The 14,986-nt window shown below is 59.3% G+C and carries 15 protein-coding genes; all 15 read left to right on the top strand.

The genetic code is table 11. The features are described from left to right. The first annotated feature begins 5 nt into the window (after positions 1-5). Positions 6-875 carry a F0F1 ATP synthase subunit A gene (gene atpB, locus C4J83_RS30320; RefSeq protein WP_017848936.1) on the top strand — a complete coding sequence of 290 codons (870 nt, stop codon included), beginning with the start codon at positions 6-8 and terminating at the stop codon, positions 873-875. A 134-nt stretch (positions 876-1,009) separates the two neighbouring features. Continuing rightward, positions 1,010-1,267, top strand: a complete 258-nt coding sequence (gene atpE / locus C4J83_RS30315; RefSeq protein WP_002555987.1) for a F0F1 ATP synthase subunit C — start codon at positions 1,010-1,012, stop codon at positions 1,265-1,267. A gap of 58 nt (positions 1,268-1,325) precedes the next feature. Continuing rightward, entirely contained in the window at positions 1,326-1,796 is a 471-nt protein-coding gene (locus tag C4J83_RS30310) for a F0F1 ATP synthase subunit B (protein WP_016970692.1), read from the top strand. 12 nt (positions 1,797-1,808) lie between these two features. After that, positions 1,809-2,345 carry a F0F1 ATP synthase subunit delta gene (locus C4J83_RS30305; RefSeq protein WP_119741244.1) on the top strand — a complete coding sequence of 179 codons (537 nt, stop codon included), beginning with the start codon at positions 1,809-1,811 and terminating at the stop codon, positions 2,343-2,345. A 21-nt stretch (positions 2,346-2,366) separates the two neighbouring features. Beyond that, positions 2,367-3,911, top strand: a complete 1,545-nt coding sequence (atpA, locus tag C4J83_RS30300) for a F0F1 ATP synthase subunit alpha (RefSeq protein ID WP_017135120.1) — start codon at positions 2,367-2,369, stop codon at positions 3,909-3,911. A gap of 50 nt (positions 3,912-3,961) precedes the next feature. Continuing rightward, positions 3,962-4,822 (top strand): F0F1 ATP synthase subunit gamma, encoded by an 861-nt coding sequence (gene atpG, locus C4J83_RS30295; RefSeq protein ID WP_003233565.1) that lies wholly within the window; start codon positions 3,962-3,964, stop codon positions 4,820-4,822. A gap of 27 nt (positions 4,823-4,849) precedes the next feature. Then, a complete protein-coding gene (atpD, locus tag C4J83_RS30290) occupies positions 4,850-6,226 on the top strand; it encodes a F0F1 ATP synthase subunit beta (RefSeq protein ID WP_017135118.1) in 1,377 nt (458 codons plus the stop codon). A gap of 44 nt (positions 6,227-6,270) precedes the next feature. Next, complete coding sequence (locus C4J83_RS30285) at positions 6,271-6,687, top strand: F0F1 ATP synthase subunit epsilon (RefSeq protein WP_003177061.1); 417 nt, start codon at positions 6,271-6,273, stop codon at positions 6,685-6,687. 123 nt (positions 6,688-6,810) lie between these two features. Beyond that, entirely contained in the window at positions 6,811-8,178 is a 1,368-nt protein-coding gene (glmU, locus tag C4J83_RS30280; RefSeq protein ID WP_124418817.1) for a bifunctional UDP-N-acetylglucosamine diphosphorylase/glucosamine-1-phosphate N-acetyltransferase GlmU, read from the top strand. A gap of 132 nt (positions 8,179-8,310) precedes the next feature. Beyond that, positions 8,311-9,078, top strand: coding sequence for a DeoR/GlpR family DNA-binding transcription regulator (locus C4J83_RS30275; protein ID WP_106575964.1), 768 nt, complete (start codon positions 8,311-8,313; stop codon positions 9,076-9,078). A gap of 10 nt (positions 9,079-9,088) precedes the next feature. Next, complete coding sequence (gene glmS, locus C4J83_RS30270; RefSeq protein ID WP_124418816.1) at positions 9,089-10,921, top strand: glutamine--fructose-6-phosphate transaminase (isomerizing); 1,833 nt, start codon at positions 9,089-9,091, stop codon at positions 10,919-10,921. A 60-nt stretch (positions 10,922-10,981) separates the two neighbouring features. Further along, positions 10,982-11,359: an avidin-fold protein gene (locus C4J83_RS30265; protein ID WP_119741240.1), complete on the top strand. Its 378-nt coding sequence runs from the start codon at positions 10,982-10,984 to the stop codon at positions 11,357-11,359. A 126-nt stretch (positions 11,360-11,485) separates the two neighbouring features. Continuing rightward, complete coding sequence (locus C4J83_RS30260; RefSeq protein ID WP_124418815.1) at positions 11,486-12,997, top strand: class I adenylate-forming enzyme family protein; 1,512 nt, start codon at positions 11,486-11,488, stop codon at positions 12,995-12,997. Between the two features lie 99 nt (positions 12,998-13,096). Further along, positions 13,097-13,678 carry a LemA family protein gene (locus C4J83_RS30255; protein ID WP_106575960.1) on the top strand — a complete coding sequence of 194 codons (582 nt, stop codon included), beginning with the start codon at positions 13,097-13,099 and terminating at the stop codon, positions 13,676-13,678. Further along, positions 13,675-14,841 carry a hypothetical protein gene (locus tag C4J83_RS30250; protein ID WP_124418814.1) on the top strand — a complete coding sequence of 389 codons (1,167 nt, stop codon included), beginning with the start codon at positions 13,675-13,677 and terminating at the stop codon, positions 14,839-14,841. Before C4J83_RS30255 ends, C4J83_RS30250 begins: the two co-directional genes overlap by 4 nt. The last annotated feature ends 145 nt before the right edge of the window (positions 14,842-14,986 follow it).

Raw genomic sequence — 14,986 nt, 5'->3', positions numbered from 1 at the left:
CAACCATGGCAGAAACAACCGCTTCGGGCTATATCCAGCACCACTTGCAGAACCTGACCTTCGGTCAGCTTCCCAACGGCGGCTGGGGCTTCGCCCACACCGCAGCAGAAGCCAAAGAAATGGGCTTCTGGGCATTCCACCTGGATACTCTGGGTTGGTCTGTCGCATTGGGTCTGATCTTCGTCCTGATTTTCCGCATGGCGGCAAAGAAGGCGACTTCCGGTCAGCCGGGTGCTTTGCAGAACTTCGTTGAAGTATTGGTCGAATTCGTCGATGGCAGCGTGAAAGACAGCTTCCATGGCCGTAGCCCGGTGATTGCACCGCTGGCACTGACCATCTTCGTCTGGGTGTTCCTGATGAACGCCGTCGACCTGATTCCGGTCGACTGGATTCCTCAGCTGGCCATCCTGATCACCGGCGATCACCACATTCCATTCCGTGCGGTTTCCACCACGGACCCTAACGCCACCCTGGGCATGGCCCTGTCGGTGTTTGCGTTGATCATTTTCTACAGCATCAAGGTCAAGGGCATCGGCGGCTTCATCGGCGAACTGACCCTGCACCCGTTCGGCAGCAAGAACATCTTTGTTCAAGCCCTGCTGATCCCGGTGAACTTCCTGCTGGAGTTCGTAACGCTGGTCGCCAAGCCGATTTCCCTGGCCCTGCGACTGTTCGGCAACATGTATGCCGGCGAGCTGGTGTTCATTCTGATCGCTGTGATGTTCGGCAGTGGTCTGCTCTGGCTTAGCGGCCTGGGCGTAGTTCTGCAGTGGGCGTGGGCTGTGTTCCACATCCTGATCATTACCCTGCAGGCCTTCATCTTCATGATGCTGACCATCGTCTACTTGTCGATGGCGCACGAAGAGAACCATTAAGACCAGTCTCGACTAGTCTGATGTCCTTCCCGGTAACACGGGAAGGTGGGCCCTACCGGGCTATGAAACGATTTGTTTTACCGCTTTAAAATCTAAAAAACCTAAACCATACGACGTAAAAGTCGGGAGGAAAGATGGAAACTGTAGTTGGTCTAACCGCTATCGCTGTTGCACTGTTGATCGGCCTGGGCGCCCTGGGTACTGCCATTGGTTTCGGCCTGCTGGGCGGCAAATTCCTGGAAGGCGCAGCGCGTCAGCCAGAAATGGTTCCAATGCTGCAAGTTAAAATGTTCATCGTCGCCGGCCTGCTCGACGCCGTGACCATGATCGGCGTTGGTATCGCTCTGTTCTTCACCTTCGCGAACCCTTTCGTTGGTCAACTCGCTGGCTAATCACTCGAATTTTTCGAGTTGATTGGGGTGATGGACAACGAATGAGCGAGGTGTTGGCGTGAACATTAATGCAACCCTGATTGGCCAATCCGTTGCGTTCTTCATTTTTGTAGTGTTTTGCATGAAGTTCGTGTGGCCTCCGGTCATCGCGGCTTTGCACGAACGTCAGAAGAAGATCGCAGACGGCTTGGACGCTGCCACCCGTGCAGCTCGCGACCTGGAGTTGGCCCAAGAGAAAGCGGGTCATCAACTGCGCGAAGCTAAAGCACAGGCAGCTGAAATCATTGAGCAAGCCAAGAAACGCGGTAACCAGATCGTCGAAGAGGCTGTTGATAAAGCCCGCGTCGAAGCTGACCGTGTGAAGGCTTCGGCTCATGCCGAGATCGAACAGGAACTGAACGGCGTCAAAGACGCGCTGCGTGCCCAACTGGGTGCTCTGGCGGTCGGCGGTGCTGAGAAGATCCTCGGTGCCACAATCGATCAAAACGCGCACGCGGAGCTGGTTAACAAACTGGCTGCTGAAATTTAAGCGAGGGCGATCATGGCAGAACTGACCACGTTGGCCCGACCTTACGCTAAGGCAGCCTTCGAGCACGCCCAGGCCCACCAGCAGCTGGCCTCTTGGTCAGCCATGCTCGGCCTGGCTGCAGCAGTGTCGCAAGACGACACCATGCAGCGCGTGCTCAAGGCCCCGCGCCTGACGAGCGCAGACAAGGCCGCCACTTTTATTGAAGTGTGCGGCGACAAGTTTGATGTGAAAGTGCAGAACTTCATCCACGTCGTTGCCGAAAACGACCGTCTCTCGCTATTGCCGGAGATCGCCGCTCTGTTCGACCTGTACAAGGCCGACGCAGAGAAGTCGGTAGACGTTGAAGTGACCAGTGCTTTTGCATTGAACCAAGAACAGCAAGACAAACTCGCCAAGGTTCTCAGTGCACGACTCAATCGGGAAGTGCGCCTGCAAGCTTCGGAGGACGCATCCCTGATTGGGGGTGTTGTTATCCGTGCCGGCGACCTGGTTATCGATGGCTCGATTCGCGGCAAAATCGCGAAACTTGCCGAAGCATTGAAATCTTGAGTTTGAAGGGGCAGCAGAGCAATGCAGCAACTCAATCCTTCCGAAATAAGTGAAATTATCAAGGGCCGCATCGACAAGCTCGATGTGACCTCCCAAGCCCGTAACGAAGGCACTGTCGTCAGCGTATCTGACGGCATCGTGCGGATTCACGGTCTGGCCGACGTAATGTACGGCGAGATGATCGAGTTTCCGGGCGGCGTCTACGGTATGGCCCTCAACCTGGAGCAAGACTCCGTAGGTGCCGTTGTATTGGGCGCGTACACCAGTCTGGCTGAAGGCATGAGCGCCAAGTGCACAGGCCGCATCCTGGAAGTTCCGGTTGGTAAGGAACTGCTGGGTCGCGTAGTCGACGCACTGGGTAACCCTGTTGACGGTAAAGGTCCACTGGGCAACACCGAGACCGACGCGGTCGAGAAAGTTGCTCCAGGCGTAATCTGGCGTAAGTCGGTAGACCAGCCTGTACAGACTGGCTACAAGGCTGTCGATGCCATGATTCCGGTCGGCCGTGGCCAGCGTGAGCTGATCATCGGTGACCGTCAGATCGGTAAAACCGCTCTGGCGATCGACGCGATCATCAACCAGAAAGACAGCGGCATTTTCTGCGTCTACGTAGCGATCGGTCAGAAGCAATCGACCATCGCCAACGTGGTTCGCAAGCTGGAAGAAAACGGCGCCCTGGCCAACACGATCATCGTGGCTGCCAGTGCTTCGGAATCTCCTGCGCTGCAATTCCTGGCACCGTACTCCGGTTGCACCATGGGTGAATTCTTCCGCGACCGCGGTGAAGACGCGCTGATCGTTTATGACGATCTGTCCAAGCAAGCAGTGGCTTACCGCCAGATTTCCCTGCTGCTGCGCCGTCCACCAGGCCGTGAAGCTTACCCAGGCGACGTGTTCTATCTCCACTCCCGTCTGCTGGAGCGCGCATCCCGCGTATCCGAAGAGTACGTAGAGAAGTTCACCAACGGCGCAGTGACCGGCAAAACCGGTTCCCTGACCGCACTGCCGATCATCGAAACCCAGGCTGGCGACGTTTCCGCGTTCGTTCCGACCAACGTGATTTCCATCACTGACGGTCAGATCTTCCTGGAATCGGCCATGTTCAACTCCGGGATCCGTCCTGCTGTGAACGCCGGTGTTTCGGTATCCCGTGTGGGTGGTGCCGCTCAGACCAAGATCATCAAGAAGCTCTCCGGTGGTATCCGTACCGCTCTGGCTCAGTACCGTGAACTGGCGGCATTCGCCCAGTTCGCTTCTGACCTGGACGAAGCCACCCGTAAGCAACTTGAGCATGGTCAGCGCGTTACCGAGCTGATGAAGCAGAAGCAATACGCCCCAATGTCGATCGCTGACATGGCGTTGTCGCTGTATGCCGCTGAGCGTGGGTTCCTGACTGACGTCGAAATCACCAAGGTCGGCAGCTTTGAACAAGCGCTGATTGCTTACTTCAACCGCGATCACGCCGACTTGTTGGCCAAGATCAACGTGAAGGGTGACTTCAATGACGAAATCGACGCTGGCATGAAAGCCGGTATCGAGAAGTTCAAGGCCACCCAAACCTGGTAAGCCGCAGCGGGAGCCGCAAGGCTCCCGCTTGCTAACCTGATAGGTGTTACATGGCAGGCGCAAAAGAGATTCGCAGTAAGATTGCGAGCATCAAAAGCACGCAAAAGATTACCAGCGCCATGGAAAAAGTGGCGGTCAGCAAAATGCGCAAGGCACAAATGCGCATGGCTGCTAGCCGTCCTTATGCGGAGCGTATCCGCCAGGTAATTGGGCATTTGGCCAACGCCAACCCGGAATACCGCCACCCGTTCATGATCGACCGCGCCGTTAAGCGTGTGGGTTATGTGGTAGTGAGCAGTGACCGTGGTTTGTGCGGTGGTCTGAATACCAACCTGTTCAAGGCCCTGGTCAAGGACATGGCGGTAAACCGCGAAAACGGCGTCGAGATCGATCTGTGTGTTGTTGGTAGCAAGGGTGCGGCCTTTTTCCGTAACTTCGGCGGTAACGTCGTTGCAGCTATCAGCCACCTGGGTGAAGAGCCGTCGATCAATGATTTGATCGGCAGTGTGAAGGTGATGCTGGATGCGTACCTGGAAGGCCGGATTGACCGCCTGTCCGTGGTATCCAACAAGTTCATCAACACCATGACCCAGCAGCCAACCGTGGAGCAATTGATTCCACTGGTGGCGACTCCGGATCAGGAACTCAAGCACCACTGGGACTACCTCTACGAACCAGACGCCAAAGAGCTGCTTGACGGCTTGATGGTGCGCTACGTGGAGTCGCAGGTGTACCAGGCGGTGGTCGAGAACAACGCAGCTGAACAAGCGGCGCGGATGATCGCGATGAAAAACGCTACCGATAACGCCGGTGATCTGATCAGCGATTTGCAGCTGATCTACAACAAGGCGCGTCAGGCTGCGATCACCCAAGAGATCTCGGAAATCGTCGGCGGCGCTGCCGCGGTTTAACGGTTCAAATATTCAGAGGATCCAGCTATGAGTAGCGGACGTATCGTTCAAATCATCGGCGCCGTTATCGACGTGGAATTTCCACGCGACAGCGTACCGAGCATCTACAACGCGCTGAAAGTACAAGGCGCGGAAACTACTCTGGAAGTTCAGCAGCAGCTGGGCGACGGCGTAGTTCGTACCATTGCGATGGGTTCCACCGAAGGCTTGAAGCGCGGTCTGGACGTTGTCGACACTGGCGCAGCCATCTCCGTACCGGTCGGTAAAGCGACCCTGGGCCGGATCATGGACGTACTGGGCAACCCGATTGACGAAGCTGGTCCGATCGACACCGAAGAGCGCTGGGGCATTCACCGTCCAGCTCCTTCGTTCGCCGAGCAAGCTGGCGGCAACGATCTGCTGGAAACCGGCATCAAGGTTATCGACCTGGTTTGCCCGTTCGCCAAAGGCGGTAAAGTCGGTCTGTTCGGTGGTGCCGGTGTAGGCAAAACCGTAAACATGATGGAACTGATCCGTAACATCGCCATCGAGCACAGCGGTTATTCCGTGTTCGCCGGTGTGGGTGAGCGTACTCGTGAGGGTAACGACTTCTACCACGAGATGAAGGACTCCAACGTTCTGGACAAAGTGGCACTGGTTTACGGTCAGATGAACGAGCCGCCGGGAAACCGTCTGCGCGTAGCACTGACTGGCCTGACCATGGCCGAGAAGTTCCGTGACGAAGGTAACGACGTTCTGCTGTTCGTCGACAACATCTACCGTTACACCTTGGCCGGTACTGAAGTATCCGCACTGCTGGGCCGTATGCCTTCGGCAGTAGGTTACCAGCCGACCCTGGCTGAAGAGATGGGCGTTCTGCAAGAACGTATCACTTCGACCAAAGAAGGTTCGATCACCTCGATCCAAGCGGTATACGTACCTGCGGATGACTTGACTGACCCATCGCCTGCGACCACCTTCGCCCACTTGGACGCCACCGTCGTTCTGTCCCGTGACATCGCTTCCCTGGGTATCTACCCAGCGGTCGATCCACTCGACTCGACTTCGCGCCAGCTGGACCCGAACGTGATCGGCCAGGAGCACTACGACACCGCTCGCGGCGTTCAGTACGTGCTGCAGCGTTACAAAGAACTGAAGGACATCATTGCGATCCTGGGTATGGACGAGCTGTCGGAAGCCGACAAGCAGTTGGTAAACCGTGCTCGTAAGATCCAACGCTTCTTGTCGCAGCCGTTCTTCGTGGCTGAAGTCTTCACCGGTGCTTCGGGTAAATACGTTTCCCTGAAAGACACCATTGCTGGCTTCAAAGGCATCCTCAACGGTGACTACGACCACCTGCCAGAACAAGCGTTCTACATGGTCGGCGGCATCGAAGAAGCGATCGAGAAAGCCAAGAAACTGTAATCCCGGCGCCCGGCAACGGGCGCTCATCAGGTTGAGGCAATCAGATGGCTATGACAGTCCATTGCGATATCGTCAGCGCGGAAGGGGAAATCTTCTCCGGTCTGGTAGAAATGGTGATTGCACACGGCGAACTCGGTGACCTGGGTATTGCCATGGGCCACGCGCCGTTGATCACCAGCTTGAAGCCAGGTCCGATCACTCTGACCAAGCAAGGCGGGGAAAAGGAGGTGTTCTACATCTCTGGTGGTTTCCTCGAGGTTCAGCCGAACATGGTCAAGGTACTTGCCGACACCGTGCAACGTGCTGGCGACCTGGATGAAGCCTCCGCTCAGGAAGCCGTCAAGGCTGCCGAGAAGGCCCTGAACGAAAAGGGCGCGGACTTCGACTACAGCGCTGCTGCTGTACGTCTGGCCGAGGCTGCAGCTCAGCTGCGCACGCTCCAGCAGATCCGCAAGAAGTAAGCGGCCCAGCCGTCATGCTTCATGTGCGATTGATTAAAAAGGGTAGCCTCGGCTACCCTTTTTCTTTTTTAGCAAAACACTTCTCTGGTCTGAAGCCGGACCGCCCAGGATTGGTAGCCATTCATGTCTCTTGAAATCGTCATCCTCGCCGCAGGCCAGGGCACTCGCATGCGTTCGGCCCTGCCCAAGGTGCTGCACCCGGTCGCGGGTAATTCCATGCTCGGTCATGTTATCCACAGCGCCCGGCAACTGGACCCCCAGCGGATTCACGTAGTGATCGGCCACGGCGCCGACGTGGTGCGTGAACGCCTGGCGGCGGATGACCTGAATTTCGTGCTGCAGGACAAACAACTGGGCACCGGCCACGCCACCGCGCAGGCCGTGCCGTTCATCAGCGCCGACACGGTGCTGATCCTCTACGGCGACGTGCCGTTGATCGAAGTGGAAACCCTGCAACGCCTGCTCAAGCACGTAGTGCCCGGCCAGATGGGCCTGCTCACCGTAGAGCTGGATGACCCGACCGGTTATGGCCGCATCGTGCGCAATGCCGATGGCAAAGTGGCGGCCATCGTTGAGCACAAGGACGCCAGCGAAGCCCAGCGCGCTATCACTGAAGGCAACACCGGGATTCTCGCGGTGCCGGCCAACAAGCTGGCCGACTGGATGAGCCGCCTGTCCAACAACAACGCCCAGGGCGAGTACTACCTCACCGACGTGATCGAAATGGCCGTGAGTGATGGCCTGCTGGTCGCCACCGAGCAGCCCCATGACCCCATGGAAGTGCAGGGCGCCAACGACCGCAAGCAGCTTGCCGAGCTGGAACGTCATTACCAGCTGCGTGAAGGCCGCCGTCTGATGGCCCAAGGCGTGACCTTGCGCGACCCCGCACGCTTCGATGTGCGCGGTGAAGTCACCGTCGGCCGCGACGTGCTGATCGATATCAACGTGATCCTTGAAGGCCGCGTGATCATTGAAGACGACGTGGTGATCGGCCCGAACTGCGTGATCAAGGACAGCACCCTGCGCAAAGGCGTGGTGATCAAAGCCAACAGCCATATTGACGGTGCGGTGATGGGCGAGGGCAGCGATGCTGGCCCATTCGCGCGTTTGCGTCCGGGTAGCGTGCTGGGGGCCAGGGCGCATGTGGGTAACTTTGTCGAACTGAAAAACGCGCGCATGGGCGACGACGCGAAGGCCGGCCACCTGGCTTATTTGGGCGATGCGGTGATTGGTGCTCGCAGCAACATCGGTGCGGGGGCGATCACTTGCAACTACGACGGCGCGAACAAGTATCAGACGACGATTGGTGAGGATGTATTCATCGGCTCCAATAACTCGCTGATTGCTCCCGTCACTATCGGCGATGGCTCGAACACAGCTGCGGGCTCAACCATCAACCAGGATGTGGATAAGTCGCAACTGGCGGTGGCGCGTGCCCGCCAACGCAACATCGACGGCTGGAAACGCCCGGTCAAGATCAAGAAGACCTGAGTTATCCACAGCTCCATCAGCAACACATTGGGTCTATGTTGTTTTCAAAAAAGTGCACCCGCCGCTTGACGATCTTTCGCCAATAGGTTTTGATTGCCTTCGTTATCTTTCGAAACGAAACTTATCATCACCATGTCGAAACGAAATACACCCCAACGACGCCACAACATCCTGACCTTGCTCAATGAACAGGGCGAAGTCAGCGTGGACGAATTGGCCAAGCGTTTCGAAACGTCGGAAGTCACCATCCGCAAGGACCTGGCCGCGCTGGAAAGCAATGGCCTGTTGCTGCGCCGCTACGGTGGCGCCATCACCATGCCTCAGGAACTGGTAGGGGACGCGGCCCAGCCCATCTCGGCTTACAAGCGCGCCATCGCGCGTGCGGCCGTGATGCGCTTGCGTGAACACGCGCGCATCATCATCGACAGCGGCAGCACCACTGCCGCCATGATCCCTGAGCTGGGCCATCAGCCCGGCCTGGTGGTGATGACCAACTCCCTGCACGTGGCCAGCGCCTTGAGCGAGCTTGAACACGAACCGGTGTTGCTCATGACCGGCGGCACCTGGGACCCGCATTCGGACTCGTTCCAGGGCCAAGTGGCCGAGCAAGTGCTGCGCTCCTACGATTTTGATCAACTGTTCATCGGCGCCGACGGCATCGATCTGCAGCGCGGTACCACCACCTTCAACGAACTGCTGGGCCTGAGCCGCGTGATGGCCGAGGTCGCCCGTGAAGTGGTGGTGATGGTCGAGTCCGACAAGATTGGCCGCAAGATTCCCAACCTGGAACTGCCCTGGAGCAGCGTCCATACCCTTATTACCGATGATCGCCTGCCGCTTGAGGCCCGCGACCAGATCCAAGCCCGCGGCATTACGCTGATATGCGCGGCAATCATCTAGGAGAAAAACCATGTGTGGAATTGTAGGCGCAGTCGCTGAACGCAACGTCACCGCCATCCTGCTTGAAGGCCTCAAGCGCCTGGAATACCGCGGTTACGACAGCGCCGGTGTGGCGGTCTTCACCAACGCCGGCAAGCTTGAGCGTATGCGTCGCCCGGGCAAGGTCAGCGAACTGGAGCAAGCCCTGCTTGGTGAGCCGCTGGTCGGCCGTCTGGGCATTGCCCACACCCGTTGGGCTACCCACGGTGCTCCGTGCGAACGCAATGCCCACCCGCATTTCTCCGGTGACCTGGCGGTGGTGCACAACGGCATTATCGAGAACCACGAAGTGCTGCGCGAGCAGCTCAAAGGCCTGGGCTATGTGTTCACCTCGGACACCGACACCGAAGTCATCGCTCACCTGCTGAACCACAAGCTCAAGGACCTCGGCGACCTGACCGTCGCCCTTAAGGCCACCGTTAAAGAGCTGCACGGCGCCTACGGCCTGGCCGTGGTCAGCGCCAGCCAGCCAGACCGCGTGGTTGCCGCGCGCAGTGGCAGCCCGTTGGTGATCGGCCTGGGCCTGGGCGAAAACTTCCTCGCCTCCGACCAACTGGCGCTGCGCCAGGTGACTGACCGTTTCATGTACCTGGAAGAAGGCGATATCGCCGATATCCGCCGCGAAAGCGTGGCGATCTGGGACGTTAACGGCAACTCCGTCGAGCGCGAAGCCGTGCAATACCGTGACGGTGCCGAAGCCGCTGACAAAGGCGAATTCCGCCACTTCATGCTCAAGGAAATCCACGAGCAACCGTCCGTGGTGCAACGCACCCTGGAAGGCCGCCTGAGCCAGCACCAAGTGCTGGTCAACGCCTTCGGCCCACAAGCCGCCGAGCTGTTCGCCAAAGTACGCAACGTGCAAATCGTCGCCTGCGGCACCAGCTACCACGCCGGTATGGTTGCGCGTTATTGGCTCGAAGAACTGGCCGGCATCCCGTGCCAGGTCGAAGTCGCCAGCGAGTTCCGCTACCGCAAGGTGGTGGTGCAACCCGACACCTTGTTCGTGACCATCTCCCAGTCCGGCGAAACCGCCGACACCCTGGCGGCACTGCGCAACGCTAAAGAGCTGGGCTTCCTCGCCAGCCTGGCGATCTGCAACGTCAGCATCAGCTCCCTGGTGCGCGAGTCCGACCTGACCCTGCTGACCCAGGCCGGTCGCGAAATCGGCGTGGCTTCCACCAAAGCCTTCACCACCCAGCTGGTTGGCTTGTTGCTGCTGACGCTGTCCCTGGGCCAGGTTCGCGGCACCCTTGCCGAAGGCGTCGAAGCCACGCTGGTCGAAGAACTGCGCCGCCTGCCAGCCCGCCTGGGCGAAGCCCTGGCCATGGACAGCACCGTGGAAAAAGTCGCTGAACTGTTCGCCGACAAAAACCACACTCTGTTCCTCGGCCGTGGCGCGCAATACCCGGTGGCGATGGAGGGCTCGCTCAAGCTCAAGGAAATCTCCTACATCCACGCCGAAGCCTACCCAGCCGGCGAGCTGAAGCACGGTCCACTGGCCCTGGTGGATGATGACATGCCAGTGGTCACCGTCGCGCCCAACAACGAACTGTTGGAAAAGCTCAAATCCAACCTGCAGGAAGTGCGTGCCCGTGGCGGCCAACTGATCGTGTTCGCCGACGAAAAAGCCGGCATGACCAACGCCGAAGGCACCCACGTCATCAACATGCCGCACATCCACGACACCCTGTCGCCGATCCTCTACACCATCCCGCTGCAGTTGCTGTCCTACTACGTTGCCGTGCTCAAGGGCACCGACGTGGATCAGCCGCGTAACCTGGCGAAGTCGGTGACGGTGGAGTAACACGGCACACGCTGGAGGCCCGCACCGGGTCTCCAACTTCCACGCAAGGACGCGACCTCTATGCGATCTGACTTTTCCCAACTGCGCGAACGTTTGAACGATCGCCGCTTTGCGGTAGCGGCCAACACCCAAGGGCTTTCCGGCTCGGGCACGGTGTTTCATTACCGGGTCGAGGGTGACGCCATTACGGGCACTTACCAGGGTGGCCGCATTCGTACGGGCCAGCAGGTCGGGCGCGTGACGGGCTCCAACACCCTCGAGCTTCTGTTTCAGTGCCTGACGATGGACGGCGAGCTGCTTGCCGGCTGGTCACGCGGCACGGTCGGCGTGAATCACGCCGGGCTTACCACGCTGGCGTTCGAGTGGGGGTGGCTGTCGGGCGCGACGGGTGGCGGGACATCCAGTTACATCGAGATGGCGGCACCAGCACCCCGGTAATCGGGGTTTTTTATGCGCGCTATTTTTACGTCATCGAAGCTTCACGAAATAAACCGGCACTTCCAGGTGTTCCCTTGGGGAGCGCGCACCACCGCGCGAGCAGTCCTAGCCCCTTGGAAGACGATCATGCCGAGCAGTTTTCAATCCATTGATGCCCCTTGCCCCTCGCAAACCCCGCTGCAGGCGCTGTTCCAGCACGCCAGCGAACGGCCCAACGCCATTGCCCTGATTGCCGACGGCGACGTCTGGTCCTATCACCGCCTGGCCAGCGAAGTGGTGCGCCTGAGCAACGGGCTCAAGCGAGCGGGGATCGAGCCAGGTGATCGGATTGTCATGCTGGTGCGCACGTCGCCGCTGTACGCGGTGTTCCTGTTCGCCGCGATGATGAGCGGGGCAATCCTGGTGCCGCTGAAGACTGAATTCACGGCCCGTGAGCTGGATGAGTTTTTGCGGTGGCTACGCCCAACGTTGTTTGTTCATGAGGCAGATCTGCAGCCCGTGGTGGCGCAGATGGCTGCTGACGTGCTTGAACGTACGCGCACGGTTACCAGCGCGGGCTGGCACGCGCTGTTGGGCGAGGGCAGCCGCCACACAGCTCAGGTGCCGGTGGATATCGATTCGACCTGCCTGCTGCTGGCAACGTCCGGCACCACGGGCATGCCCAAGCTGGTGGCCTACAACCAGCGGGTGATTTCCCACGTTGCCGGTGCACTGAGTGCGTGGGAACTTGATTCGCACTCCTGCACCCTCGGCAGCACGCCGGTCGCCCACGTCTCCGGTTCGTTCGTGCTGATGGCGACGATCATTCGTGGCTGTCAGGAAGTCATGTTCAGCCGTTTCGATGCCGACAAACTCCTCGATGCCATCGAGCAAGAGAGGGGCACGATGCTGTTCGTCGCGCCGTTTATCTGCCAGCCGCTGGTGGACGCCCAGCGTAAGCGTCCGCGCGACCTCAGCTCGATGCGGGTTTGTGGGGTAGGTGGAGACGCGTGCCGCCCGGTGGTTGCCGAAACCTTCCAAAACACCTTTGGGTGGCGTCTGAACAATACTTACGGCCTGACGGAATGCCTGGGCAGCATGGCCTTTGGTTCGGCCTGGGATACCCTCACCGCCATCCCAGGGCGCGCGCGCCTGGTGGATGCCGACGGCGTCGAAGTTGCCCAAGGCGAGGTAGGCGAACTGCAGATGTGCGGCGCAAACCTGAGCCTCGGCTACTGGACCGGTCCCGGCGACATCATCAGCCATAGCTGTGGAGGTTGGTTTGCCTCGGGCGATCTGATGGTGCAGTTGCCCAATGGCGAGTACCGCTTTGTCGGGCGTTGCAAGGATCAGATTGTCAGCTTCACCGACAAGATTTCCCCCGTGGAAGTGGAAAACCAGCTGATCCTGCACCCGGCCGTCGCCGATGCGGCCGTCGCGGGCGCACCGGATTACGAAGCGGGGCAGCGGGTGGTGGCGTTGGTCAAGCTGACAGCCGATGCACCTGGCACCTCGGCGCAGGAGCTCCTTGCCTGGTTGCGTGTGCGCCTGGCGCCGTTCAAGTTGCCACGGCAGATCGTGTTGACCGAAGCCATCCCGCGCAACGCTTTAGGCAAAGTAAACCGCAATGAGGTCGTGCGAATCGCCGCGACGAATTAACGACCTCCTGTCGAATCTGTGGGCTACTGCCGGGCGCGCCGTCCGGCTTTACCCCTAGAATGCCTTCCTGTGGATAACTCAGACAGGGACGCCTTCACCATGAATATCGAACTGCTAATCGCCGGCATCGTCGTGCTGATCATTGTTGTGGGCCTGATCGGCTGGATGGTCGGGGTCTACAACGGCCTGGTCATGCGGCGTAACGATGTGGATAAGGCGTTCGCCAACATCGACGTGCTGCTCAAGCAACGGGCCGACCAGATCCCCGACCTGATGCGCGTGGTGCAGACCGCCATGAACCACGAGAACGCGCTGTTTACGCGGCTGAGCGATGCGCGTAACCAATACTTGAATGCCAGTAGCCTCAACGACAAGGTCGATGCGTCCAATCAGCTCAACGCCGCACTCAAGTCGGTGATTGCGGTGGCGGAGAGTTATCCCGCGTTGATCTCCGGGCCGAACATGGTCGAGTTGCAGCAAGCCATTTCGGCCGTGGAAGAGCGCATTGCCGACCGGCGTGAGTTCTTCAATGAGTCGGTCAACCTCTACAACATCGCCATCGCGGTGTTCCCCGACCTGTTCTTTGCGCGGATGCTCAGCTATCAGCGTATTCCGTTGCTGGCCATCAGCGCCGAAGAAACCCGCTACGAAGGCGTGAAACTTGAGGTGCCGGGGGCATGAAAACCACCCAGGCAGGCGTCGTCGCGAAGAAACCCAAGTGGAAAACCGCGTTGGCACTGGTGTTGCTCGCGGGCTTCATCAGCTTGATTGCTTATGCACCGCACATTTTTATCGCGCTGTTTTTCCCCGTAGGCATTCTGGTCGGCCTGCTGCTCAGCTTCGGGCCCAGCTTCTCTAAAACCGAACAGCGCCTGGCCACCAGCCAGATTCGTTCGCTGGCGATGGGCCTGGTGGAAGTACGCGGCAAAGTGATTGCCGACAAGACCCAGCTGTCGCCGGTGAATGGCAAGCCGTGCGTGGGCTATGTCTGGGTTGTCGAGGACGGCAAGAAAGACGACGACGGGCACTGGAGCTGGAGCCGGGTATCCAGCGAGGCGCGCTGCAATGACTTCCGCCTGCAGGATGCAACGGGTGAGGTCCGCGTGATCGCCGAAGGCATTGATCTGTTCGGCAACAAGGCGCCTGACGATTACGAACTCGTCGGCAGTTCCCGACGCCAAGGCGAAATCCTGCTGGTCCAGGACCTGGACGTGATGCTGATTGGCGATGCCTGTGAGCGCGACGGTAAACCTGCGATTGCCCAGGGTAAACAGCGCAATGCGGTGTTCGGCCTGGCGCTGACCCAGGATGTGGAAAACACTCGCGTGCTGGCGCCGCTGTGGCGTGCCGGTGGTTTCTATGCGGCCGTGGTCGGGATGATCGGCGTGGGCATCATGGCCATGACGCCCGCGCATTTCGCCCAACTGCATTTACCCGGTCCCGACACGTATCAGCAAATGGAGACACTGGGCCCCGTGTATCGGCTGCTGGCCTGGCTGTACCGCGAAGGCGGTTTCCCGATTCCGTTCATGGCGGCGTTTGGTTTTTTCCTGACGATCATCGTGGTGATGATGGCGACCCGGCTGGTCCTGCCCAAAGGCATGCGCCTGGCGGTGGGTCGGGTGCTGGGTGCGTGGATGGGCTTGGGCATGGTCATCGGCGGCGTGGTGACGCTGCTGCTGTTCGTGGCTCAGGTGGATACCTTGAAGCTGTTTCTGGTGTGGATGCTGATCCTGCTCGGCACGTTGGTGTTTTCGATCTTCGAGCAACGCAAGCTGGGTGCGGCGTTCAAGCATTTTTCCAAGGATGCCGGCAAAGCCGGTCTCGGCGACGAAGACGCCTGATCAGGGCGTCGCGCAGCAGATCAAATGTGGGAGCGGGCTTGCCCGCGGAAGCGGTGGGTCAGTCAACATCACTGTTTGCTGGGCCAACGTTTTCGCGGGCAAGCCCGCTCCCACAGGGGGGGCTGCGCTTATCCAGCCAAGTACC

It is taken from the genome of Pseudomonas sp. LBUM920 (genome assembly GCF_003852315.1).
Taxonomy (GTDB): domain Bacteria; phylum Pseudomonadota; class Gammaproteobacteria; order Pseudomonadales; family Pseudomonadaceae; genus Aquipseudomonas.
Note: the sequence above shows the minus strand (reverse complement) of the source record. Positions and strands in the feature narration are given on the sequence as shown.